Raw genomic sequence first — 24134 nt, 5'->3', positions numbered from 1 at the left:
GACGGATCTTCAAAAAAAGAGTGAGTGACATGGACAACAAACTGAAAAAACATCGTTCCTTATATATCCCTTATGCCGGTCCGGTTTTACTGGAATTCCCCTTGCTCAACAAAGGCAGCGCCTTCAGCATGGAAGAGCGCAGCAGCTTCAACCTGCTTGGTCTGCTGCCCGAAGTGGTGGAAACCATTGAAGAACAGGCTGAACGTGCGTGGATCCAGTATCAGGGTTTCAAGACTGAAATCGACAAGCACATCTACCTGCGTAACATTCAGGACACCAATGAAACCCTCTTCTATCGCCTGGTTCAGAACCACCTCGAAGAGATGATGCCGGTGATCTACACCCCAACGGTGGGTGCGGCGTGTGAACGTTTCTCTGAGATCTACCGTCGTTCCCGCGGCGTATTCATCTCTTATCAGAACCGCCACAATATGGACGATATTCTGCAGAACGTGCCGAACCACAACATCAAGGTCATTGTTGTGACCGACGGAGAACGTATTCTCGGCCTCGGGGATCAGGGCATTGGCGGAATGGGGATCCCAATCGGTAAGCTCTCGCTGTACACCGCCTGTGGGGGTATCAGCCCGGCGTACACCCTGCCGGTAGTGCTGGATGTGGGTACCAACAATCAGCAGCTGCTCAACGATCCGCTGTACATGGGCTGGCGTCATCCGCGCATTACCGATGATGAGTATTATCAGTTTGTTGATGATTTTATCCAGGCCGTTAAGGCACGCTGGCCGAACGTGCTGCTGCAGTTTGAAGACTTTGCGCAGAAGAACGCCATGCCGCTGCTGAATCGCTACCGCGATGACATCTGCTCATTCAACGACGACATTCAGGGCACCGCCGCCGTGACCGTTGGGACGCTGATCGCCGCCAGCCGTGCGGCAGGCAGCCAGTTGAGCTACCAGAAAATCGTCTTCCTGGGCGCAGGCTCTGCGGGCTGCGGTATTGCCGAGCAGATTATTGCTCAGACGCAGCGCGAGGGCTTGAGTGAAGAACTGGCCCGTTCCCGCGTCTATATGGTTGACCGTTTCGGCCTGCTGACCGACGGTATGCCTAACCTCCTGCCGTTCCAGACCCGACTGGTTCAGAAACGCGAAAACCTGAAAAACTGGGATACCGACAACGAGGTGCTCTCCCTGCTGGACGTGGTGCGCAACGTGAAGCCGGACATTCTTATCGGCGTTTCCGGGCAAACCGGTCTCTTCACCGAAGAGATTATTCGCGAAATGCACAAGCACTGCGAACGCCCTATCGTGATGCCGCTCTCTAACCCGACTTCCCGTGTAGAAGCAACACCGCAGGACATCATCGCCTGGACCGAAGGTAACGCACTGGTGGCAACCGGCAGTCCATTCGACCCGGTGGTGTGGAAGGATAAAACCTATCCGATCGCGCAGTGCAACAACTCCTACATCTTCCCGGGGATTGGTCTGGGGGTTATCGCGTCCGGTGCGTCACGCATTACCGATGAAATGCTGATGTCCGCCAGCGAAACCCTGGCGAAACACTCACCGCTGGTGAATAACGGTGAAGGCCTGGTGTTGCCAGAGCTGAAAGACATTCATAAGGTGTCCCGCGCGATCGCTTTCGCAGTAGGAAAAATGGCACAGCAGCAAGGCGTGGCGGTGAAAACCTCCGCCGATGCGCTGCAGCAGGCCATTGACGACAACTTCTGGATGCCGGAATACCGCAGCTATCGCAGAACGTCTATCTAAAGAACAGGCCGGGTCAGGCAATCATGCCTCCTGGCCTGCCATTCTGCCCGCGCTTGCCGGGCTGTAAAATCACCGCTACACTGCCTTCATCCATTAACCTACTGAATATATAAGGAGGCCAATTATGCTGTACTGTGAAATTTTCAATGTTTCACATACATTTGGTGATCGCACCAGCTCAAGCGTTATCGGTATCGTGCTGCGATAACTTCTGCTTGAGCGAAGACACCAACCCCTGAAATCCCTTCTCTCGGGCTTACTGAGTTATCGTCAGCGATGTTTGACGAGGCATAAACATGCCTGTAACTCTTGGGTAAGCAACAATGAGCACTTTACTCACTGCACAATCTCTACGTGTTGATACGGCGTTTGGTACGCTCTTCGACTCTCTCTCCTTTACGCTGAAAAAAGGCGATCGCATCGGTCTGCTGGGCGACAACGGCTGCGGTAAAAGCACGCTGCTGAAGGTGCTGGACGGTACGGACACGCCTGCCGCCGGAACGGTCGCGCTGGCCGGGCACTGCATCATGGCGCGCGTAGAACAACATCTGCCGGACGGGATTTATCCCCTGAGCATGCTGGATGCCGTGCTGGCACAACTGCCTGCGGCTGAACGCGAGAGCCTGCGCTGGAAAGCGGAAACGCTGCTGGCGAGTATGGGCTTTACGCCGCAGGACTGGACATTAACCTCGGCAACGTTGAGCGGCGGGCAACATACGCGTCTGCTGCTGGCGCGGGCTTTAATTAATGCGCCGGACCTGCTGCTGCTGGATGAACCGAGTAACCACCTCGATTTACCCACCATGCTCTGGCTGGAGCAGTTTTTACAGGCCTGGTCAGGCAGCTTTGTGCTGGTTTCACATGACAGGCAACTGCTGGATGCCGTGACCAACGGCAGCTGGATCCTGCGCGATAAGATGCTGCATTACTTTGCCCTTCCCTGCACCGCCGCACGCAAAGCGCTGGATGCGAAAGACGAAAGTGATGCGCAGCGCCACAAGGCAGAACAAAAGGAGATCGACCGCGTCGCGGCCAGCGCAAAAAGACTGGCGACCTGGGGCAAAGTCTACGACAACGAAGACCTGGCCCGCAAAGCGAAACAGATGGAAAAGCAGGTTGAACGGCTGAAAGAGAGCCAGACGGAGGTCACGGCGGGAAGTCAGTGGACATTAACCCTGCGCGGCGACGCGCTACGGGCCGATCGTCTGCTGGAGCTGGAAAACCTCGCGGTGCCGCCGGCTCCCGGACTGCCTGCGCTGTTTAGCATTGACATCGCGCGTCTCAAAAGCGGCGATCGCGTGGCCATCGTTGGACGTAACGGCTGCGGTAAATCATCCCTGATGAAGCTGATCTGGCGGCATTTTCGCGGCGAGCAGGCTGACGATGGGCTGAAACTCCACCCACGCGTATCGCCTGGCTATTATGATCAGACGCTGAACCAGCTCCCGGACGATGCATCGCTGTTTGACGCACTGGAGCCGTTTGCACCCGATCCGCAGAATCGCAAGATGGCCCTGATCGGTGCCGGCTTTGCGTGGCCACGTCACGGTCAGAAAGTCAGTACGCTCAGCGGTGGAGAACGCTCTCGCCTGCTGTTTGTTGGCCTGACGTTAGCGCGCTATAGCCTGCTGATGCTGGATGAACCGACCAACCATCTGGACATGGAAGGCAAAGAGGCGCTGACGGAAACCCTGCAGCAATTTGAAGGTGGCGTGCTGCTGGTCAGCCATGATCGCCAATTAATCAGCCAAAGCTGCAACCGTTTCTGGCTGATTGAGGACGGCAGGCTGAGTGAATGGCATGACGCCGAAGCGGTCTTTGAACGGCTGCGTGAAAGTGCAGGCCTGATAACATCGCCGTGTTCACCGAAACAACAGCACGATCGCCCTTCGCAGTTTGACGACCTGCTTGAAAGGCTGATCGCGCTGGAGACATTGCTGGAGGAAGACCTGGCCCGCAAACCGAAGCACCAGAAGCCGCAGTTGCAGGCGCAATGGCGCCAGGAGATTGAGGCGATAGAAGCAAAACTGTAAGTCCGCGCCCGGCGAGCGTCTCGCCGGGCCGCTCTGCCCCTGAACGCCCCCCTGATTATTAGAGGATCGCTGTATTCTTAATCCGAAATCGAATCAAATGATGACATTATGTTGCTGCCACCTTGCATTAACGCGCCTAAGTATTAATCCTTAAGAAGTAGTACACCTGCTATGCAGAATCTCATCATGAACAAGGAGAAACATATGAAGGCTGCTGTTGTCACTCAGGATCATCAGGTCAATGTCACCGAAAAATCATTACGTCCGCTTAAGCATGGAGAAGCCCTGCTGAAGATGGAATGCTGCGGCGTATGTCATACCGATCTTCACGTGAAGAACGGTGATTTCGGCGATAAGACCGGGGTGATCCTGGGTCACGAAGGAATAGGGATCGTTAAAGAGATTGGCCCAGGCGTCAACTCGCTGAAAATTGGCGACCGTGCGAGCGTGGCATGGTTTTTTGAAGGCTGTGGACACTGCGAATACTGTAATACCGGCAACGAAACCCTGTGCCGGGATGTGAAAAACGCGGGTTATTCCGTTGACGGTGGGATGGCTGAAGAGTGCATCGTGACAGCCGATTATGCGGTAAAAGTGCCGGACGGTCTGGAGTCCGCAGCGGCGAGCAGCATCACTTGCGCGGGGGTCACCACCTACAAAGCGGTAAAAGTGTCCCACATTAAACCGGGCCAGTGGATTGCGATTTACGGTCTTGGTGGTCTGGGTAACCTTGCGTTGCAGTACGCTAAAAACGTGTTCAACGCCAAGGTCATCGCCATTGATGTGAACGATGAACAGCTGAAACTGGCCGCCAGCATGGGGGCAGATTTAACCATTAACTCTCGCAGCGAAGATGCAGCGAAAATTGTTCAGGAGAAAACCGGAGGCGCACATGCCGCGGTGGTAACTGCCGTGGCAAAAGCAGCCTTCAACTCAGCGGTGGATGCCGTGCGTGCGGGTGGCCGCGTGGTCGCCGTGGGCCTGCCGCCGGAAGCGATGAGCCTGGATATTCCACGCCTGGTTCTGGACGGCATTCAGGTCGTCGGTTCGCTGGTGGGAACCCGTCAGGACCTGATGGAGGCATTCCAGTTTGCGGCAGAGGGCAAAGTGGTGCCAAAAGTGACAATGCGTCCGCTGGAAGATATCAATGCCATCTTTAAAGAGATGGAGCAGGGTCAAATCCGTGGTCGTATGGTGATTGATTTACGCTCTTAATCGCCGGTTGCCGGGGGGCGGTTTTGCCTTACCCGGCATTTCACTACGACGATCGCCGGTCAGAAATCCACTCCTGAACCTCAATCTGAAAGGTATCCGGCGCTTTGCGGTACATCTTGCGCGCCAGATCGAGAATGGTATGTCGCGCTAACTCCTCTTCCATCCGTTGCTGTGCGCTGTCCATGACCGAACGTACGCCACACGGGCCATTGCACACCCAGGCAGGAGGCGTTTCATTAAACACCGCCAGCCGCTGACGCACCTCTCGACACTCAAACATGTTCTTCTCACCGTCAATGGCGTGCGCCACATCCAGTACGGTGATCAACTCCGCCGGGCGCGCCAGTTTAAACCCGCCGCCCTTACCTTCCGTGCTGCTCACCAGCCCGGCACGTGACAAACGGGTGAAGATTTTTCCCAGGTAATCATACGGCACCCCCTGCAGGGTGGCCATTTCCCGGACGCTCATCTCACGCTCATTGCCTTTTGCATCCACCATGCACATCAGGCTGTGAATGCCGTATTCCACACCGGAACTGTAAAACGCCATGGTTAACTCCGAAGTTATTTATCTGGGTCATTATAACGGCGTTATTGCCCACAATCACAACCACTCTCCCCTTTTTCATTAACACGCTGATTTTACGCAGCATTAAAATTTAACTCAGAAAGAAGTTGTCGCAGTTAACTGCGACAAGTATAGTTGCAGTTATGTCAGGTATACAGCATGATGATCAAAAGGATCGAAGATGAAGAAGCAGATTTTAATTGTGGGCAGTGGTTTTTCCGGCATGTGGGCTGCCGTCAGCGCCGCGCGTCTGAATGCGCTGGAGGGCAATAACAGCCTGAAGATCGCCGTGCTGGCACCCGCCCCCGAGTTGCGTGTTCGCCCGCGCTTCTATGAAGAGAACGTGACGTCGCTGGTCTCTCCGCTGACCGGACTGTTCGCTGAACTGGGTATTGATTTTATCGCCGGCAAAGCAGAATCCATTGATATAAAAGGGAAAAGTGTTTCATATCGTGATGCGAATGGCGTAACTGCCGCAGTGAGTTACGAGCGGTTAGTGCTGGCCACCGGCAGTCAGAGCAAGCGTCCACCGATTGCCGGGCTGGCTGAGTACGCCTTTGATATCGATCAGCTTGAATCCGCACAGACCTTTGAGCAGCATCTTGACTCCCTGGTCTCGCGCCCTTCCACCGCTGCGCGCAATACCGTGGTTGTCTGTGGCGGCGGTTTTACCGGCATTGAACTGGCAACCGAGCTTCCTGCTCGCCTGCGCGCTCGCTTCGGCGATGATACGGCGACAAGAGTTATCGTAGTTGAAAAAGGTCATGTCATTGGCGGACGGTACAGTGAAGCATTGCGTAACACCATTAAAGACGCGAGCCAGGAACTGGGGATTGAGTGGCGTCTGAACAGTGAAATTGAGGCCATCGATGCGAACGGCGTAACGCTGAAAAACGGCGAACGTATCCCCGCTGCAACCGTAGTCTGGACGGCAGGCGTTGAAGCAAACCCGCTTGGACAACAGATTAACGGCGAACGCGATAACCAGGGGCGTCTGAAAGTGACAGAAACGCTGCAGGTTCCGGCTCATCCGGACGTGTACGCGACGGGAGATATGGCCTACGCCAGAACGGACGAGATGGGGAACACGGCGCTAATGACCTGCCAGCACGCGATCCAGTTGGGTAAATTTGCCGGCCACAACGCGGCAGCCAGCCTGTTGAATCGCACGCCTTATCCTTACCGCCAGGTTAACTACGTGACCTGTCTGGACCTGGGTGCCTGGGGTGCCGTTTACACTGAAGGGTGGGACCAGGCCGTCAAATCGGTGCGTGATGACGCAAAGAAAATCAAAATCGCCATCACCAATGAACTTATCTACCCGCCAGCAGCGGACAAAGCCGTGGCGTTTGCCGCTGCCGATCCGTTGGCGAAATTTGTCTAGCGCCCTTCTACCGCGCCTTACCGGCGCGGTTCAACGTGCGGAAGCGAGCGAAACGGCGTCTGCCTTTCTGGCCCGAAGGTGCGCGTAGATCAGCAGTGAACTCATGGCTGAGAAAGAGAGCACAGCCGCTGGCAGCGTGACATAGCTCCAGCTAAAGCCAAGCGTGATCATCATCCCGCCAAAATACGCCCCTATCGCACTGCCGAGGTTAAATGCCATCTGTCCGCCTGCGGCACCCAGCATCTCACCGCCCTTCGCATTTTGCAGGAGAAGGATCTGCAGCGGCGCAGAGAGTGCAAACAGCCCGGCGCAGCAGATAAAGCCCATCACCAGCGACGCCGTTTTATGTTCCCCAAAGGCGAACAGCAACAGCAGTGACGCGACAATGACCATGTCGGTGGTGGCGGCAATACGCAGCGGACTGAAGCGACCCGATAATTTCCCGCTCAGGAGATTACCTAACACCATACCCAGCCCCATCAGCATCATGATGACCGTCATGACGCCTTCGGAGAAGCCAGAGACGTTGACCATAAACGGTTTGACGAAGCTGAACCACGCAAACACGCCAGCATTGCCAAACATGGTGGCGGCAAAAATCAGCCACGGCTCCGGTTTTTTCAGAAAGGAAAATTGCGCGGTCAATTTGATTTCGGAGCGATCATGGATGTGCGGCACCCAGACCAGTACCGAGATGATCACCAGAGCATCAAACAGGGCAATCAGGAAAAAGGTATAGCGCCAGCTGAATTCATGACCCAGCCAGGTGCCCAGCGGTACGCCCACCAGATTGGCAACCGTCATGCCGGCTATCATGCCCGCCACGGCGACCGTCACCTTCCCCGGAGGCGCAATTCTCGAGAGAATAATCGCCCCGACGCCAAAAATGGCGCCGTGCGGAAAACCGGAAATCAGCCGCCCTATCGCCAGCCAGGCATACGACGTTGAAAAGGTAAAAATCGCATTACCGACGGCGCACAGCACCACCAGAAACAACAGCGTGGATTTTAACGAGAACTTGCCTGAGAACAGCGCCACAATCGGGGCACCAATCACCACACCAAAGGCGTAAAACGAAATCATATTCCCGGCGGCGGGAATTGAAATTCCGGTGTCATGGGCCAGTTCAGTTAATACGCCCATAATGCCAAATTCAGCCATTCCCAGGCCAAACGTGCCAAGTGCCAACGAAAAAATTGTCTTTTTCATACCACAACCACTGGTTAACAACGCGCGACGGGCATTATTGAACAATCTTGTATGGTGAGCCAGTTCAAATCAGCTGGCTGACACGTTAATCCATTAATTCAGGTGCTTTATCCAACATTTTTTAAACACCGCCCTTTCAGGGGTTTGCATTAAAATCAGTCACTTGAAAAAAATAATGTCTGGGGAATAGCGGCTTTTTTTTCGCCCCAGAACACGCATCAAACACGCTTTTGCCCCAAATATGCCCCCAAAACTCACGTTTTGCGTAGCTCCTTCCAGTTTCTCAACGACCCGCTTTACCGCCTCCCTGATTTACATCATCTCCCTGTTTCAAAATCATAAAGTTTCGGTGTGTACCTGTTTTTTATCCCTGCCCTATACTTTCAGTCTGACTGACTGGAGGTTCCTATGTGTGGACGTTTTGCACAAGCCCAAACCCGTGAAGAATATCTGGCTTACCTGGCCGACGAAGGCGATCGCGACATCGCCTATGACCCTGAGCCGATTGGACGTTACAACGTTGCGCCTGGCACAAAAGTCCTGCTGCTAAGCGAACGCGACGAACAGCTGCACCTTGTTGGGGTTACGCGTCGGGGTGGTGGGATAAGACACCTCTGATAAACTCGCGCGTTGAGACGGCAGCCACCAGCAGAATGTTTAAACCTCTCTGGCAGCACACCATTCGAACGCGGAGACGAAGCGGAAGGATTTTTGATGGTGACGTCTGCAACTGATAAAGCGCTGGTCGACATTCACGACCGCCGGCCGCTGGTCCTGTCGCCAGAAGCGGCCCGGGAATGGATGCGCCAGGACGTTGGCGGGAAAGAAGCTGAGGAAATAATTGCCGACGGCACAGTGGTCGCCGACTAGTTTATCTGGCACGCAGTGTCGCGTGCCGTTGGTAATCCAAAAATCAGTGTGCTGAATTTATTGATAATATTCAGTGATATCCTGACAGATATTACCAAAGTTTTACGCTTCCATCTGGCTGCTTACCACCCACTGGAGTCATGTCGTACACCTTGGTTACGCATTTTTGAATGCCGTCTTTAAGATGCTTTACCATTTTCTTATCTGAATTATTCTGCTCAAAATAATTCACAGTGGTAACATTATTTTTCCTGTAAATTTCAGCTTCGCCATATGGCCCGGCGGAATATGCAAGCTTATAACCCCAAAATTCTTCTTTATAGCCTGGTAAAATGTAAGGGTCGTAATCTGCAAATACATCAGCAATGCATAATGCAACGCTTTTTGTATCGCTCTTGGTTGTATATACAGCGTCAGGGGTACCATGTTTTGGCGGTTCCTGAATAATTGCACACCCAGATAAGGTAAGTACTGCTAATGCAAGAATAGGTTTTAACATGTCAATTCCATTTAAGTATTTATAAGCGCTTGAATAAGATACTATATTTTGACAATAATGTCCTGGGTTTATTTAACAATTAATAAATCTTGGAAGCGGTCGTATACCGCGGAGAAAGCATTTTACGCTTCATCTGCCACTGCTGCTGAACGCCCTGCCCAGCAAAATGGAGTGTTCCTTTTCCATCTTTCGCATTCAGGTGATCGAGTATCTCCATCAACCTCTCGCTACCTGCCCGCGGCGCATTCTCGTCGAATAAATTGAGCTGCGCCACGCCCTGGCTGAAGAAATCGCCGAGCATAATGACGGCTTTCTGGTATCGGTGCCCATCCTGCCAAATTTTGTCCAGGCACTTTACCGCGGCTTTGATAATGTCGCGGCTATCCTGCGTTGGTGTGAGCAACTTCATTGAGGCGCTATTGCCGTAATATGGCCCGTTAAGCGCAAAGGGAGAGGTCTTCACGAATGCTGAGATAAAGCGGCAATATTGGTACTCACTGCGGAGCTTTTCAGCGCCGCGGGCGGCATAGGAGCAAGTAGCCTGGCGCATCTGCTCATAGTCGGTAACGCGTTCGCCAAACGACCGGCTGCAGACGATTTTCTGGGTTGCAGGGCAAACTCTGTTCGCCACGCAACTCCCGGACTGTTCGCTCGAGGACCACGTTGAAGTGTTTGCGGATAATCCATGTGCTTTGCTCTGAGAGGTCCAGAGCCGTCTTGATTCCCATGGCATTGAGCTTCTTGCTAATACGCCTGCCGGCACCCCACACATCCTCTACAGGTACGATAGCCAACAATCGACGCTGACGGTCGATGTTAGACAAATCAACCACCCCACCAGTCTGGCGCGGCCATTTCTTGGCTGCGAGGTTTACCAGCTTAGCGAGAGTTTTAGTCTGCGCGATGCCAACCCCTACAGTCAGATGTGTACGCTTCAGAACTGTCGCGCGGATCTCTTTGCCGAACTCCGTCAGGTCCTGGCAATTCCTGACGCCTGTCAGGTCGCAAAAAGCTTCGTCAATGCTGTAAATTTCGACACGGGGGTTTATTTCCTCCAGTGTCGTCATTACCCGGTTCGACATATCCGCATAAAGCTCATAGTTGCTACTGAAGCAAACAACACCGGCACGGCGGAACAACTCCTTTTGCTTGAAGAACGGCTCCCCCATTGTAATTCCTGCGGCCTTGGCCTCGGTGCTACTTGCGATTACACAGCCATAGCTATTCGGGAGAACGACAACCGGGCACCCTCTCAGATCTGGCCTTAACACCGTCTCGCATGATGCGTAGAACGAATTCACATCACAGAGCGCAAACATGTTCAGCTCGCCGATTTGGCGATGAAAGTCACGACGCCGAACACATCGAGCGTGTCCTCGCTGCCGACAATTATCGCCGAGTAAGCGCTGTTCATCGGTATGAGCTGGAATGTCGGGCATAGCTGCAGGCGCTTCACTGTACCCCATCTACCGCGGCGATAACGATATCCCCATTCTCAGCAGTTCGCGAGCTATCCACCACCAGCAGATTGCCGACGCTGATCCCGGCCTCAATCATCGAGTCGCCGGCGGCTTTGACGAAATATGTTGAGCTGGAGTGGGAAACAAGTAACTCATTGAGATCAATGCGCTATTCGACGTAGGCTGCTACCGAGCCAGGAAAGCCACATTGCACTAAGTCGCTGAAAAGCGGGATTGCAATAATTTCGCGTAACTCTGCCGGTCTGTAGAATTCCATAATGCCTACCTCCAGAACTTTTTTTATACACAGTTGTTTTATCTGGGGTACTGATCAAGATGGGCATTCGTCTTTGGCTGGCTACTTCATAGCCGCTTCGTTTCTAAACCTGTAACGCTATTGGGATTTTGGTGCTTGTAAATTTCAGAAGGAAATTCGCTGATTGCTCATTTTGAATACTACATGAAGGGATTTTCGTCTGAGGAAACCGAATGGATGATGTGCGTAACAACACCAACAACACGAACGTCATCTACTGCATCACTTTCTATTGCCTGACCATCATCAGTAATGAGCGCGTCACCAGCCCAATAGGCGTGCTGCTGGCGGCCGCAAAACCAAATGAGCAGTGTGTCTCCGCGCTTAAACAGCGTCGAGTTATCAATTACATCATACCCTTCCGGCGTTTCAACGATGTTTGCAGAAGGAGGAATGAATGGCTTTATGACCGCTAAAAAGGCGGCGTGCATTTCTGCTGCGCGTAACATAGACACCTCACAAAAATAGCTGTGTTTATACACAGCATCGCTAAATGTGAGGGTCGATCTAGTTGATGTCAGGTGTTAAACTCTATGTACACGAAAACATTGAAATTTTACTTATTTGATGATGAGCGACTCAAAAAATGGATAAAAATAGTCCAAACATTAATTTACTAAAGATAGTTGCAAGCTTTATGGTGATGCTCATCCATGTATCCGCTGTTAACTTCCCAAAACTCGGTAAAGAAGAATGGGACGTTTCTAATTTTTATAATTCATTCTCACGTGTTTGCGTCCCAATCTTCTTCATGATCTCTGGTTATTTCCTTATCACAAGAGAGGAATCCGCTACAGCCTTCTACAAGAAGAGATTTACAAAAATAATCCCTCCTCTTGTTTTCTGGAGTGGTGTTTTCTATTTATATAATTATCTGTATGTAGGGATTCCGCTTTACAACGCAACAGAGTTATTTAACCGCCCAGCGTCTGCACATCTTTGGTTTCTATATGCCATGTTCGGGCTTTATTTATTCACTCCTTTCATATCAAAAATATATAACAATAGTAGCGCGAAAGAAAGGTTGATTTTTATTTGCATTTGGTTTGTGGCATCTTCTGTAATTCCTATAGTTAACTCAACCTTTGGAATGACTGTTAGTACAGGATTATTTCAGCTAACAACTATATATGGATATATAGGCTTCTTTTTCATTGGTGCGTGGATAAAAGATAATCAACCTGAAAGGGATAATTTCGCGGCTGTTGCAGCACTGTTTTTATACATACTATTAAGCTTGCTTACCATATACCTAACAAAACAATTTAGTTATAGCTCTGGCAAGCCTAACGGGACGTTCTATAGTTACCTATCACCTTTTGTAGTTATAGGTGCGATAGCATTATTTTATTTCTTTATTTCCATTGAATTGAATAATGCCATTATAGTTAAGATTGCCAATATGTTTTCTTCTTTTGCTTTAGGGGTTTACTGCATACACACCTTGTTCATATTGCCTTTAGCGAAAGAATTCCATATAGGTGGAGATGTTAACCCAACGGAATACTACATACTTATAACTACACTTATAGTGTTTTTCACATCCTGCATATTTTCTTACTTCGGTTCAAAAATTCCATTTGTGAAAAGAATGTTTTAATAGGCGCCCCAATGGGGCGCTTTCTTAATTAGAAATTTCGGGACACTTCTCGCCAAAGCCCCCTCAGACGTATAAGAAAACATCATCACGCTGCCAGCTGCTGGGGTTACGTTGGTTGAACCTTTCAAACGTATTTTTCTTAGCACCTTACTATAAGACCATCAAATGTGAAGGTGTAGTAATAGGTCGGGTTAACCACTGCTCCATCGCTTGTTTCCTGAAACTGTATCAGCCTGCTCGAAAGAGTTACGTCTTCAGTGACCTGCTCACCCCTGAAGCATGGCGGCGCGCGAGAAATGAGCCCATTTCCGTGAGATCAATGGCATCGCAGCGGCGTTTCAACCTGTGTAAAAAAATTACATCCAGTGGACTTCGCGTATCAGAATATCGCAGTTGTAAACTTGTTGTCGCCTCATGACCGTCTTCTGTTCCCTTGTATCAAGCCATCGGCACTCCCGTTAATTTTCATATACTGGCTAACCCGTATTGCTGGTTTTTCTACACAGACATGACAAAACCACGACAGAATTAGCAGTATCATCAGGAGGACAGAAGCGTAGGCGAAAAGTGTTGAATCTGACATTCCCCTATAAAAAATAAATTTTTGGAAATACGCAAAAGATACGCCATGCAGAAGATACAAGGGGTAGGACACATCGCCTAAAAACTTCAGCACAGCATGAACATATCTCACCGACAGCAGATCGCCGATCAAAAAAACAACGGCGCACAACAGTACCGTAAGTAAAACAAACACCAGCTTGTTAATACCCGTGACAATATTTATCTGGTTACCTGTTACAGGATAAAGCGTAAAGACAACTGCTAACCCCATAACTGCCAAAAACAACAGTCCTTTTCGTTTACCCACATAGGGGAGCAGGAGTTTAGCCAGTATCACTCCTGCGATAAAAAAGTAAATTTGGTTCAGCGGATTGATATAGTCTGCCCACTGTCTGGCGAGGGTTTGATGAGAATCCAGGAAAAAGAAGGCGCTATGGATGAGAGTTACTATTAATAGCCCCCCCATAAGTACAAGTGACGACACCCATTTTGTAGCAAGAATAAACACCGGAAACAGCAGGTAAAATACGACTTCGTTTCCTATAGACCATCCCCCCATGATTATGTATTCCGTTGGGTTCGTGATTCCAAAGATCAAAAGTACATTTTGTGCGTACTTCCAGACATCTATAAAGAAGCCGTTTACAAAGAGCACACCGAATGCGGTAGCGAAGATAAGCGCAACCCAATAGGTTGGGGCCAACCTAAAAAATCGTCTGACGAGAAACTTCAGATACTGACCAGCACACCATTTGTCGCGATGATGCGCGAGATAAAGAGCCATGCCGCTAATGATATAAAATGCAGACACGGCGTAAATTCCCAAGCGTCCCAACAGAGTGCCAGAATCTGTCACCCCCCAATCAGTGAACTGATAAAAAAAATGATAAAAAACAATACTAAGTGACATAGCGCCACGTAAGTAGTCTATTGATTGGATACGCATGTCTTCCCCTCAGGTTTTATGCGCGAAAAGTAGCAAATTACGGTGTGACAGTAAATTTTAAACTTGTGGTTTTTCAGGATAATTCACTCAGCAATTTCACGATCCAGCCCCTTACCGCTGGTTGCACCAGGCGACGATCTGACCTGGCGATGGCAGGGATGGTCGTTCCTGGCGGCAGGAAATGCGCATACCGGCATCGACCTGAGCCATTGAGTGGATCCCGTTCTCCTGAAACGTCAGCAGCAACTGACAGCGGAATTCGTTCAGAGAGGATGTATACCCAACCCTACATCCTGAAATGCCCTGGAATATCCATTGTCTTCAACACATCAGCTTGCTTAGCTAACCTTTCGAGATGCATACATACTCCTGCACAGAATCCAAACGATTTTCGTCTGAAAGTCGGTTCTGTTCGTGCAGGCCGGCTTTCGCTATTTCTGTAGTTCTCACATAAGCCCCTGCATCGACGTGACCATCGTTATCAACGGCCCTACCTGCTCCGGCATGAGGCAGAACAGCGACGCTATACCCTCGCTTACCTCTTTCAGCATCTGGTGCTCTGGAGCGTCCAGCAGCATTGCTTGGTCTGGGCACACTCTTTCATTGCTGAAGCGATCAGAGACACCGTGTCGTTCTTAGGCACCAGGCGCGTGCGATACTCCAGCGGTAGGACGGACATGATTGCCGGAGCCAGCTGGCGAATGTTGTTGGCGGCGTACTCGGTATCGCCATCAATCCAGCGAAACACTTTCTGCATCTGACGATGCGAGTCAGTCGGGATATCAAGCCCGGTACCACCGGTTGCTCGCCACTCTTAAACTATCTGCGCAGCGACAAACTCACGGCTGCGGCGAACAGCTGCGCGGATCCCATTGATGTTTAACGCCGTGGAATCAGGCTCCCAGCGATTCTGGCAAATCATCGCCGTTGGCGAAAATTTGTTACCTTGTTAATACGCAAGTAAATGCATTGCTTTCCCTTTCGTGGTTATCGCTGCCGTTAAGCTGCATGGTTGTCAGGATGTGGGAAGATGAATGGCAGATCCGGGCGAAATTCGTATGCCTGGATTTCACCTCCTACTGCGTTTACCAGCTCTGAAATGTAGATCGGGGAGATGCGTTTCTTTCCGTTAAGCCAGTCGCAGATCGTGCACTGGGCTTTACCGCAACGTTTAGCCAGTTCTTTCTGGCTGCCAGCGATGGCAATCGCTTTCTCTACTGCGGAGTTTTTCTCTACTGTTGAGGCTCCATAATCACCTCAGCTATCAACTTAAAACAATTACGATCATCACCTTAGCGAATTTAAATCGTATAGACGATTTTTTTTGCTAAATAATCGCTTGAGCGATAGAGTTAAAGGAGTTATTTACAGAGGTGAATATGGGATTCTCAGAGCGCCTGGCGCAGGCAATGAAACATGCCGGTTATACACAGGGCCGCTTAGCCAAAGATGTAGGCATGGCTCAATCCAGCGTTAAAGCGTTAATAAGCTACTTAATGACGCAAACGGTTCGCGTAAAACCGTTGAGATCGCCTCTGTTCTGGGTGTGCGTCCGGAGTGCTGTCTACTGGCCAAGGGGAAATGGCTTCCGATGGCGCAAGAGAAACGACAGCGCTATACCAGATTAAGCCGTGTTTGACTGGGGTTTACCGCGTGGATATACTCGACTTTATAGGTAGCGCTGGGCCAGGAAGCATTGTCACCAGTCATTTCATTGAAACTATCCGGGTTATTGAATACACAACTGAGCAGGCGCGCGCTTTGTTCGGAAACCGACCAGCTGCACACGTCAAAGTCATTACAGTTAATGGTGACAGTATGGACGGAACCATTTCGCCTGGCGATCAAATCTTCGTTGATACCAGCGTAACTCATTTTGATGGTGATGGAGTGTATGTCTTTGTCTTCGGGAAAACACTGCAAGTGAAACGCCTGCAGATGCAACGCGACCGTCTGGCTGTAATATCAGATAACCCGATTTATGAAAAGTGGTACGTTGAACCTGAAGACGAAGATACGTTTTACGTAATGGCTAAAGTGCTGCTTAGACAGTCGGTCGACTATAAAAGATTTGCTTAAATATTATTACGGAAAGATTGATATTATGAAATGGTTGAAGTTTGCGCTTTTAAGCACAGCATTGATTTCTTCACAGGCAATGTCTGCCAGATGGGTGCTAACCTATGCAAAAGATGAGATGCGCGGTACAACAGAAAAGATAATACAGACTGAATCACAACGCCCTGTTGATTTAATGCCGCCATATCAAGGCGGATCATGGTTAGCTATGGTTTTGCGCTCTCCAAGAGTTGAACTTAAAGAGGGTGAAAACCCTGACAATATTGAGCTTGATAAAGCAATCCTGATTATAACTAAAGGTCAATTCAATTGCCCTCTAAGTGATGGCTGCCATATCACTGTAAAATTTGATAACGAGAAAATACAAAAGTACAAAACCCTTAAGCCAAATAATGGCAGTACCGATATTATTTACTTAGAAAAACCAAAAGAATTTCTTGATGACATAGCGAAACATAAAAAGCTTATTATCGAGGCAGATTTTTATCAATCGGGTGTTCGTCAGTTCACATTCGATTTGAATGGATACTCAAACCCGTTCATAAACCCGGAATCAGAATAACATCTACCCGCTTCGGCGGGTTTTTTATTGCCGCTACCCCGCCCCCTCTTTCCCACGTGTTTTAAAGCCAACATCTATCAAAAAAAAATCAAAGAAGCATATGAACTTGACCTTCTCCGCGAAATTTATAGGGGTGCTCAAGTACTTTTGCAAACAAATGATCGGGGATATGAATATCGATCAGGCGGATATGCTCAATTCCCGGATGCCGACTGCTATGCCCCCAGGATGCCCCAAAGCTAAGTATCTGCTTAAAAAAGTGTTGTGAAATTAATTACCTAAAAACATTACCAATAATATCAGGTGGATTACACTTCATAGTGCGGCCCCGCTTTTTCCCGCGCCGGACAACCTGAGGATGACAATCATGGGAAGCAAGAAGAAAACCAGTGTCGCAGTTGATGTCATAAAGCATGAGCCGTTAAAAACGAAAGAGTATGAAAAAGAACTTCGTCGCCTCCACGTTGAACTGGTTAAACTCCAGCAGTGGGTCGTCGCAAAGGGATTAAAGGTCTGCATTGTCTTTGAAGGGCCGACGGTGCCGGTAAAGGCGGAACCATTAAAGCCATCACTGAACGCGTTAGCCCACGCATCTTCCGGGTTGTTGCGCTCCCCGCCCCGACGGAAAAAGAGAAGACCCAGCTCTATTTTCAGCGCTATGTTCCCCACCTGCCAGCCGCCGGCGAAATTGTCATTTTTGACCGCAGCTGGTACAACCGTGCGGGCGTTGAACGGGTGATGGGATTCTGCACACCGGAGCAGGTCGAGAAGTTTCTTGATGGCACGCCGGTGATGGAAAAAGCAATGGTGGATGCCGGGATCATCCTGCTCAAATACTGGCTGGAGGTCACGCCGAAAGAACAGGAGCTTCGTCTGCGCGATCGTATTAACGACGGGCGAAAGACCTGGAAATTATCGCCAATGGACATTAAGTCTTTCAATCTATGGGATGAATATACCGTGGCGCGAGATGCGATGTTTGCTGCCACCGACACCGCCTGGGCGCCGTGGTTTGTCGCCCGTTCGGAAGATAAAAAACGCGTGCGCCTGAACATTATTTCGCACCTGCTGGCGCAAATCCCGTACAAAGCCATTCACATCGAAGCGGTGAGTTTGCCGAAGCGTAAGATTGGTAAAGTGAAGCCGACCCAATACCCGTTCCGGTATGTTGAAGAGCGTTTTTGACTGAAGCGTTCGCGGGTCATTCGCTGACCCGCGAGCGCGGGACTTACGGCATCCCTTTCGTACTGTCCTGTTTCGCTTCCAGCCGCTCAACGTCACGGTACCAGCGCGGGTGGTGTTTCTGCGCCCAGCGGCGGCTCACTTTCCCTTCAATCATGCCTTTAATCGACCCTTTGACCCAAAAGGCCATATACATGTGGATCAGGATGGCGTGGATCAGAATAATGGCTGACGTCGCGTGAATGAGCAGCGCGTAGCGAATCACCTGAATGGGGAAGTAGTGCGCAAAGTACGGCCGCCAGATAATGACGCCGGTGACCAGCAGAACAAAAATCATGCTCATGATGGTCCAGAACATCATCTTCTGCCCGGCGTTGTATTTCCCGACCTTCGCAACCTTATGCTCATTGCCCTTCAGAACCTCAATAATCCCCTTCAGCCATGGAATGTCATGCTTATCCGGAATATTGTGATGTACGAAGCGCGCAAACATAAACATCAGCACCACGAAAATCAGCACGCCGAAGAACGGATGCAAGATACGCCCCATCTGTGGCGTCCCGAAGGTTTCCGTCAGCCACTGCAGCGTCGGGAAGAAGAAGGAGATCCCCGAGACCGCCACCAGGAAGAAGCAGATCACTACCGTCCAGTGACAGGCGCGGTCGACAAACTTCGTGCGCACAATCCATGACTTACTCATGAGGTTCCTCCTCGTCGTCATCCACCTCTTTGTTGGGTCCGATACCGATGTAGTGATAAATCAACCCGGCGAAAGTAGCGATAAAGCCCGCCGCAGAGAGCGGTTTGAGCGCCCCTTTCCACAGGTTGATCGAGGTATCGATCGCAGGATCTTTCGGCAGATTGTGGTACAACTCCGGCTGGTCGTTATGGTGCAGAACATACATCACGTGCGTTCCCCCCACACCCTGCGGGTTATAAATGCCCGCACTGGCGTAACCGCGCGCTTTCAGTTTGTCCACGCGCTGCTGGGCTACCTCCAGCATCTCTCTTTTAGTCCCGAAGTGGATAGCCCCGGTCGGGCAGGTTTTCACGCAGGCAGGCTCCTGCCCGACGCTCACGCGATCGACACACAGGGTGCATTTGTAGACCCGGTTATCCTCTTTACTGAGGCGCGGAATATTAAACGGACAGCCCGCAATGCAGTAGCCGCAACCGATGCAGTTATCCTGCTGGAAATCGACAATCCCGTTGGCGTACTGGACGATGGCCCCGGCTGACGGACAGGCCTTCAGGCATCCCGGATCTTCGCAGTGCATACAACCGTCTTTACGGATCAGCCACTCCAGCTTGCCGTTCTGATCGGTTTCGCTAAAACGCATCACCGTCCATGATTTGGCACTCAGGTCCGCCGGATTATCGTAAACCCCGACGCAGTGTCCCACTTCATCGCGGATATCGTTCCACTCCGAGCAGGCCACCTGGCAGGCTTTACAGCCTACGCAGGAAGTGACATCGATAAGCTTGGCGACTTCTGCCTTATCATCCCGCGCACGAGGCGCGGGGGTGATGGAGTTGGTCGCGGAGCGTTTAATAATGTCCTGTGTTTCCATTGCCATGTATTCGCTCCTTACGCTTTCTCGATGTTGACCAGAAACGCTTTGTACTCCGGCGTTTGCGAGTTGGAATCGCCGACGTTTGGCGTCAGGGTATTGGCGAGGTAGCCTTTTTGCGCCCCCCCTTCAAAGCCCCAGTGCAGCGGAATACCGACGGTTTCCACCTGCTGACCATGCACGTTCAGTGCCTGCAGACGACGCGTTACCACCGCAACCGCGCGAATAAAGCCGCGCTTGCTGCTCACCTTCACGCGGTCACCGTTGGCAATACCCTTCGCTTTCGCCAGCGTTTCGCTGATCTCCACAAACTGTTCCGGCTGGGCAATGGCGTTAAGCCGTGCATGCTTGGTCCAGGTATGGAAATGCTCGGTCAGGCGGTAGGTAGTCCCGACATACGGGAACCTGTCCTTCTTGCCTAAACGCAGGACGTCCTCTTCATAGATACGCACCACCGGACTGGATATGACGTTCGGGTGCAGCGGGTTGGTACCGAGCGGCGTTTCCATTGGCTCGTAGTGTTCCGGGAATGGCCCCTCCGCCAGCTTATCGAGGGCAAACAGACGTCCCAGCCCTTCCGGCTGCATGATAAACGGCCCGGTCTCAGTGCCCGGTGCGGCGGTGCTGAAGTCCGGAATATCGTTACCCGTCCATTTGCTGCCGTTCCATTCGATCAGCATCCGTTTCGGATCCCACGGTTTGCCGTTGATATCCGCAGAAGCACGGTTGTACAGCACGCGACGGTTCAGTGGCCATGCCCACGCCCAGCCCAGCGTATTGCCCAGCCCTGACGGGTCAGCGTTATCGCGGTTCGCCATCTGGTTACCCTGTTCCGTCCAGCAGCCGGTGTAGATCCAGCATGACGACGCGGTCGTGCCGTCATCCCGCAGCAGCGCGAAGCTGTTGAGCAATTGGCCTTTCTTCGCCAGCAGCGTGCCGTTCGCGTCATACAGATCCGCCAGCGCAACGCCGTTATTCTCTTTGGCGACCTCTTCGGATTCAGGATGGTCCGGCTGTTTGTAATTCCAGCTCATCCTCAGCAGCGGTTCAGCGCCTTTCCCCCCTTCGGTGCGATACATTTCACGCAGACGATGGTAAATCCCGGCCAGGATTTCGCCGTCGTTACGCGCTTCACCCGGTGCATCCTGGCCTTTCCAGTGCCACTGCAGCCAGCGGCCGGAGTTGGCAATCGACCCGTCTTCTTCTGCAAAACAGGTGGACGGCAGGCGGAACACTTCGGTCTGAATCGATGCAGGATCGACGTCGTTCATCTCGCCGTGGTTCTGCCAGAAGTTGGAGGTCTCGGTCACCAGCGGATCGATAACCACCATGTATTTCAGTTTGCTCAGGCTGCGAACGACCTTGTTTTTGTCCGGGAAAGACGCCACCGGGTTAAAGCCCTGGCAGATGTAGCCCGTAACGTTGCCCTTATCCATCATGTTGAAATACTTAATGACGTCGTAGGCCTGGTCCCATTTCGGCAACCACTCGAAGCCCCAGTCGTTTTCCTTCTGCGCGGCATCGCCATAGAACGACTTCATCAGGCTGACGAAGAACTTCGGATAGTTACTCCAGTAGTTCACCTGATCGGCACGCGTTGCTTTTGGCGTGTTGGCCGCCAGATAGCTGTGCAAATCAGTCTGCTTTTCAGACGGCAGCGTCAGATAGCCTGACAGGCTGGTCGACAGCAGGCCCAGATCGGTCAAGCCCTGAATGTTGGAGTGTCCGCGCAGGGCGTTCACGCCACCGCCGGCCATCCCCATGTTTCCGAGCAACAGCTGAATCATTGCCATGGTGCGGATGTTTTGCGCACCGACGGTATGCTGCGTCCAGCCGAGCGCATACAGGAACGTCGTGGTTCTGTCGGCGGCGCTGGTAGAGGCCAGTACATCACACACCTTGAGGAAATCTGCTTTTGGCGTACCGCAGATATTCTCCACGACGTCCGGCGTATAGCGGGAAACATGCTGTTTCAGCAAATTCCATACGCAGCGCGGATGGTTCAGGGTCTCATCGCGTCTGGCGTAGCCGTTTTCATCGAACTGGTAGTTCCAGGACGATTTATCGTACTGCCGTTTTTCCGCGTCATAACCGCTGAACAACCCCTCTTCAAAGGCAAAATCATCCCGTACCAGGAGGCTGGCATTGGTGTAATGCTTAACGTATTCAGCGTTAATTTTATTGTTTTCAATCAGGTACAGCAGAACGCCCGAGAGGAACGTAATGTCCGTACCGGAGCGAATAGGCGCATAGATATCCGCCACCGATGCCGTACGCGTAAAGCGCGGATCGACAACGATCAGCGTCGCATCGTTATTGTTTTTCGCTTCCATCGCCCAGCGGAAACCCACCGGATGGGCTTCAGCGGCATTACCGCCCATCACCATCACGACGTTGGCGTTTTTAATATCAACCCAGTGGTTGGTCATCGCACCGCGACCAAATGTTGGAGCAAGACTTGCTACCGTTGGTCCGTGTCAGACGCGCGCCTGGTTATCTACCGCCAGCATGCCGAGGGAGCGCACAAATTTTTGCGTCAGCATGCCGGTTTCATTACTTGCCGCGGACGCGCACAGCATGCCGGTCGACAGCCAGCGGTTCACCGTAAAGCCCTGCGCGTTCTTTTCGATAAAGTTGGCGTCGCGGTCAGCTTTCATCAGTTTTGCGATTCGGGAAAACGCCTCATCCCAGGAGATACGCTGCCATTTGTCAGATCCTGGCGCACGGTATTCCGGATAGCGCAGACGGTTTTCGCTGTGGACATAATCCAGCAGACCCGCCCCTTTCGGACAAAGTGCGCCACGGCTCACCGGATGATCCGGGTCCCCTTCAATATGATAAATCGCTTCTTTGGCGTTCTTCGCGCCATCGCCCAGGCTATACATTAAAAGCCCACAACCTACGGAACAGTATGTGCAGGTGTTACGGATCTCTTTCGCGCGCAGCAGTTTATAGTTGCGTGCCTGAGCCAGCGCCATTTTGGGTGCAAATCCCAGCATTGCGGCTGTTGTTCCGGCCATACCGCCCGCGCAGATTTTAAAAAATTGTCTGCGGCTGACGTCCATTGTTGTCCTCGTTTTCATATAAGACTTCGCGCCGCAAACTAGCAGTAAAGCCCCTGATTTTTTTGCGTCAAATCAAGGTCACTTGTCTTCACCCCCTTAATAGTCACCCCCACGGAATTTAAATACCTCTTTTTGATTAAAGACTTAAGAGAATAATTCGCGATGGCAGGAGGATTAATGCTATAAATTTTTCCTTTGATTTTTATAGCGGTGGCAGGGTTATGGACAGAAAGAGAGCAACGCTCACGGGACTGGCGGCGATACTGTTGTGGAGCACCATGGTTGGCCTCATTCGTAGCGTCAGTGAGGGGCTGGGACCGGTGGGAGGCGCCGCAATGATATACACCCTCAGCGGATTACTGTGCCTGGTGACGGTAGGATTTCCTGATATCAGACGGTTTTCACCCCGGTATCTTATTGCCGGCAGCGTGCTGTTTGTCAGCTATGAAATTTGCCTCGCCCTGTCGTTAGGCTATGCCGCAACGCGCTCCCAGGCTATCGAAGTGGGAATGGTCAATTATCTCTGGCCAAGCCTGACGATAGTGTTTGCCATTTTATTTAACGGCCAACGGTCCACCCTGTGGGTGATCCCGGGCTTAGCCGTCTCATTGTTGGGCGTCTGTTGGGTATTAGGCGGAGAGCAAGGGCTACATCTTGATGACATCATGCGTAATGTCATCTCAAGCCCGCTCAGCTACGCGCTGGCGTTCGCCGGGGCTTTTATCTGGGCGGCATACTGCACCGTCACCAGTAAGTTTGCCAACGGGCAAAACGGGATAACGCTTTTCGTGCTGCTCACCGCGCTCAGTCTGTGGGTGAAATATGCGTTCAGCGAACAGCCGCAAATGGTGTTTACTCTCCCGGTGGTCGTAAAGCTCATCATGTGCAGCGTCGCACTGGGGTTTGGCTATGCGGCATGGAATATCGGTATTCTTCATGGCAACGTCACGGTCCTCGCAGCGGTATCCTATTTCACGCCTGTACTCTCAGCAGCACTCGCTGCCGTATTGCTGAATTCCCCCCTCTCGTTTTCTTTCTGGCAAGGCGCATTAATGGTTTGTGCCGGGTCATTGTTGTGCTGGTACGCCACGCGAAAATAATATCGCTATCTTCTGCCGGGTCCATAATCGCCCGGCGGAAATTAACATAAATTTAATATGTGATCGCGCGTCAAAATAATGATCGGCGCGTTAGAAAAGCCGTTTAGATTCTGTTTATATTACCGCCCTTTCGTAAATCTCCGTCGTCTTTTATTGACATAACTTGACACCGTTACGTTATTAA

The 24134-nt window shown here is 51.4% G+C and carries 16 protein-coding genes and 7 pseudogenes; 10 read left to right on the top strand and 13 right to left on the bottom strand.

The window, feature by feature from the left end; all coding sequences use genetic code 11:
• Window positions 1-29: 29 nt before the first annotated feature.
• The 3 genes from QE396_RS05425 to adhP all read left to right on the top strand — a co-directional run bounded on the left by QE396_RS05425 (window position 30) and on the right by adhP (window position 4975).
• Window positions 30-1727, top strand: a complete 1698-nt coding sequence (locus QE396_RS05425) for an NAD-dependent malic enzyme (RefSeq protein ID WP_020884079.1) — start codon at window positions 30-32, stop codon at window positions 1725-1727.
• A 323-nt stretch (window positions 1728-2050) separates the two neighbouring features.
• Window positions 2051-3760, top strand: coding sequence for an ABC-F family ATP-binding cassette domain-containing protein (locus QE396_RS05420; RefSeq protein ID WP_014170176.1), 1710 nt, complete (start codon window positions 2051-2053; stop codon window positions 3758-3760).
• Window positions 3761-3964: 204 nt separating this feature from the next.
• A complete protein-coding gene (gene adhP / locus QE396_RS05415) occupies window positions 3965-4975 on the top strand; it encodes an alcohol dehydrogenase AdhP (RefSeq protein WP_025204137.1) in 1011 nt (336 codons plus the stop codon).
• Window positions 4976-5018: 43 nt separating this feature from the next.
• Here adhP and QE396_RS05410 read toward each other — a convergent pair whose 3' ends face one another.
• Window positions 5019-5525: an Rrf2 family transcriptional regulator gene (locus QE396_RS05410; protein ID WP_309950228.1), complete on the bottom strand. Its 507-nt coding sequence runs from the start codon at window positions 5523-5525 to the stop codon at window positions 5019-5021.
• Between the two features lie 199 nt (window positions 5526-5724).
• Between QE396_RS05410 and QE396_RS05405 the strand changes: the two genes are divergently transcribed.
• Complete coding sequence (locus tag QE396_RS05405; RefSeq protein WP_309950226.1) at window positions 5725-6927, top strand: NAD(P)/FAD-dependent oxidoreductase; 1203 nt, start codon at window positions 5725-5727, stop codon at window positions 6925-6927.
• A gap of 30 nt (window positions 6928-6957) precedes the next feature.
• On the opposite strand, the gene araJ is transcribed toward QE396_RS05405, so the two are convergent.
• Entirely contained in the window at window positions 6958-8136 is a 1179-nt protein-coding gene (gene araJ, locus QE396_RS05400; RefSeq protein WP_020884075.1) for an MFS transporter AraJ, read from the bottom strand.
• 408 nt (window positions 8137-8544) lie between these two features.
• Here araJ and QE396_RS05395 point away from each other — a divergent pair.
• Window positions 8545-9083, top strand: a pseudogene (locus QE396_RS05395) (SOS response-associated peptidase family protein).
• Window positions 9084-9097: 14 nt separating this feature from the next.
• Here the strand turns inward: QE396_RS05395 and QE396_RS05390 are convergent.
• The 4 genes and pseudogenes from QE396_RS05390 to QE396_RS05375 form a co-directional block, all read right to left on the bottom strand.
• On the bottom strand, window positions 9098-9505 hold the full coding sequence (locus QE396_RS05390) for a hypothetical protein (RefSeq protein ID WP_020884072.1): 408 nt from the start codon (window positions 9503-9505) through the stop codon (window positions 9098-9100).
• 68 nt (window positions 9506-9573) lie between these two features.
• Window positions 9574-10824, bottom strand: a pseudogene (locus QE396_RS05385) (Y-family DNA polymerase).
• Between the two features lie 2 nt (window positions 10825-10826).
• A pseudogene (gene umuD / locus QE396_RS05380) lies at window positions 10827-11242 on the bottom strand (translesion error-prone DNA polymerase V autoproteolytic subunit).
• Window positions 11243-11421: 179 nt separating this feature from the next.
• Window positions 11422-11730, bottom strand: a complete 309-nt coding sequence (locus QE396_RS05375) for a hypothetical protein (protein ID WP_050583618.1) — start codon at window positions 11728-11730, stop codon at window positions 11422-11424.
• 137 nt (window positions 11731-11867) lie between these two features.
• Between QE396_RS05375 and QE396_RS05370 the strand changes: the two genes are divergently transcribed.
• Window positions 11868-12881 (top strand): acyltransferase, encoded by a 1014-nt coding sequence (locus tag QE396_RS05370; RefSeq protein ID WP_020884067.1) that lies wholly within the window; start codon window positions 11868-11870, stop codon window positions 12879-12881.
• Between the two features lie 412 nt (window positions 12882-13293).
• Here the strand turns inward: QE396_RS05370 and QE396_RS05365 are convergent, their stop codons facing one another.
• The 4 genes and pseudogenes from QE396_RS05365 to QE396_RS05350 all read right to left on the bottom strand — a co-directional run bounded on the left by QE396_RS05365 (window position 13294) and on the right by QE396_RS05350 (window position 15597).
• The gene (locus tag QE396_RS05365) at window positions 13294-14391 is read right to left on the bottom strand and encodes an acyltransferase (protein ID WP_020884066.1); all 1098 of its coding nucleotides are present in this window, start codon (window positions 14389-14391) and stop codon (window positions 13294-13296) included.
• A 117-nt stretch (window positions 14392-14508) separates the two neighbouring features.
• Window positions 14509-14664, bottom strand: a pseudogene (locus QE396_RS05360) (replication protein P); the annotation flags it as partial.
• Window positions 14665-14837: 173 nt separating this feature from the next.
• Window positions 14838-15313, bottom strand: a pseudogene (locus QE396_RS05355) (toxin YdaT family protein).
• Window positions 15314-15390: 77 nt separating this feature from the next.
• The gene (locus tag QE396_RS05350) at window positions 15391-15597 is read right to left on the bottom strand and encodes a YdaS family helix-turn-helix protein (RefSeq protein WP_032670460.1); all 207 of its coding nucleotides are present in this window, start codon (window positions 15595-15597) and stop codon (window positions 15391-15393) included.
• Window positions 15598-15770: 173 nt separating this feature from the next.
• Between QE396_RS05350 and QE396_RS05345 the strand changes: the two are divergent.
• The 3 genes and pseudogenes from QE396_RS05345 (at window position 15771) to ppk2 (ending at window position 18217) form a co-directional block, all read left to right on the top strand.
• Window positions 15771-16470 (top strand): annotated as a pseudogene (locus QE396_RS05345) (XRE family transcriptional regulator).
• A gap of 25 nt (window positions 16471-16495) precedes the next feature.
• Entirely contained in the window at window positions 16496-17032 is a 537-nt protein-coding gene (locus tag QE396_RS05340; protein WP_020884062.1) for a hypothetical protein, read from the top strand.
• Window positions 17033-17399: 367 nt separating this feature from the next.
• A pseudogene (gene ppk2 / locus QE396_RS05335) lies at window positions 17400-18217 on the top strand (polyphosphate kinase 2).
• Between the two features lie 43 nt (window positions 18218-18260).
• Here ppk2 and fdnI read toward each other — a convergent pair.
• The 3 genes from fdnI to fdnG are packed head-to-tail and all read right to left on the bottom strand — an operon-like array spanning window position 18261 to window position 22850.
• On the bottom strand, window positions 18261-18914 hold the full coding sequence (gene fdnI, locus QE396_RS05330) for a formate dehydrogenase-N subunit gamma (RefSeq protein WP_020884059.1): 654 nt from the start codon (window positions 18912-18914) through the stop codon (window positions 18261-18263).
• The gene (gene fdxH / locus QE396_RS05325) at window positions 18907-19791 is read right to left on the bottom strand and encodes a formate dehydrogenase subunit beta (RefSeq protein WP_014170219.1); all 885 of its coding nucleotides are present in this window, start codon (window positions 19789-19791) and stop codon (window positions 18907-18909) included. The genes fdnI and fdxH overlap by 8 nt, the downstream gene beginning before the upstream one ends.
• Window positions 19792-19802: 11 nt before the next feature.
• The gene (gene fdnG, locus QE396_RS05320; RefSeq protein ID WP_155404423.1) at window positions 19803-22850 is read right to left on the bottom strand and encodes a formate dehydrogenase-N subunit alpha; all 3048 of its coding nucleotides are present in this window, start codon (window positions 22848-22850) and stop codon (window positions 19803-19805) included.
• A gap of 221 nt (window positions 22851-23071) precedes the next feature.
• Here fdnG and yddG point away from each other — a divergent pair, with 221 nt between their 5' ends.
• Entirely contained in the window at window positions 23072-23950 is an 879-nt protein-coding gene (gene yddG, locus QE396_RS05315) for an aromatic amino acid DMT transporter YddG (RefSeq protein WP_014170222.1), read from the top strand.
• Window positions 23951-24134: the final 184 nt, after the last annotated feature.

This window comes from Enterobacter sp. SORGH_AS_0287 (genome assembly GCF_031453695.1).
Taxonomy (GTDB): domain Bacteria; phylum Pseudomonadota; class Gammaproteobacteria; order Enterobacterales; family Enterobacteriaceae; genus Enterobacter; species Enterobacter ludwigii.
Note: the sequence above shows the minus strand (reverse complement) of the source record. Positions and strands in the feature narration are given on the sequence as shown.

Bases quoted from the DNA above. Each gene is read 5' to 3' on its own strand.
- QE396_RS05425 (WP_020884079.1), top strand. From the start codon at position 30: ATGGACAACAAACTGAAAAAACATCGTTCCTTATATATCCCTTATGCC.
- QE396_RS05420 (WP_014170176.1), top strand. From the start codon at position 2,051: ATGAGCACTTTACTCACTGCACAATCTCTACGTGTTGATACGGCGTTT.
- adhP (WP_025204137.1), top strand. From the start codon at position 3,965: ATGAAGGCTGCTGTTGTCACTCAGGATCATCAGGTCAATGTCACCGAA.
- QE396_RS05410 (WP_309950228.1), bottom strand. From the start codon at position 5,525: ATGGCGTTTTACAGTTCCGGTGTGGAATACGGCATTCACAGCCTGATG.
- QE396_RS05405 (WP_309950226.1), top strand. From the start codon at position 5,725: ATGAAGAAGCAGATTTTAATTGTGGGCAGTGGTTTTTCCGGCATGTGG.
- araJ (WP_020884075.1), bottom strand. From the start codon at position 8,136: ATGAAAAAGACAATTTTTTCGTTGGCACTTGGCACGTTTGGCCTGGGA.
- QE396_RS05390 (WP_020884072.1), bottom strand. From the start codon at position 9,505: ATGTTAAAACCTATTCTTGCATTAGCAGTACTTACCTTATCTGGGTGT.
- QE396_RS05375 (WP_050583618.1), bottom strand. From the start codon at position 11,730: ATGTTACGCGCAGCAGAAATGCACGCCGCCTTTTTAGCGGTCATAAAG.
- QE396_RS05370 (WP_020884067.1), top strand. From the start codon at position 11,868: ATGGATAAAAATAGTCCAAACATTAATTTACTAAAGATAGTTGCAAGC.
- QE396_RS05365 (WP_020884066.1), bottom strand. From the start codon at position 14,391: ATGCGTATCCAATCAATAGACTACTTACGTGGCGCTATGTCACTTAGT.
- QE396_RS05340 (WP_020884062.1), top strand. From the start codon at position 16,496: ATGAAATGGTTGAAGTTTGCGCTTTTAAGCACAGCATTGATTTCTTCA.
- fdnI (WP_020884059.1), bottom strand. From the start codon at position 18,914: ATGAGTAAGTCATGGATTGTGCGCACGAAGTTTGTCGACCGCGCCTGT.
- fdxH (WP_014170219.1), bottom strand. From the start codon at position 19,791: ATGGCAATGGAAACACAGGACATTATTAAACGCTCCGCGACCAACTCC.
- yddG (WP_014170222.1), top strand. From the start codon at position 23,072: ATGGACAGAAAGAGAGCAACGCTCACGGGACTGGCGGCGATACTGTTG.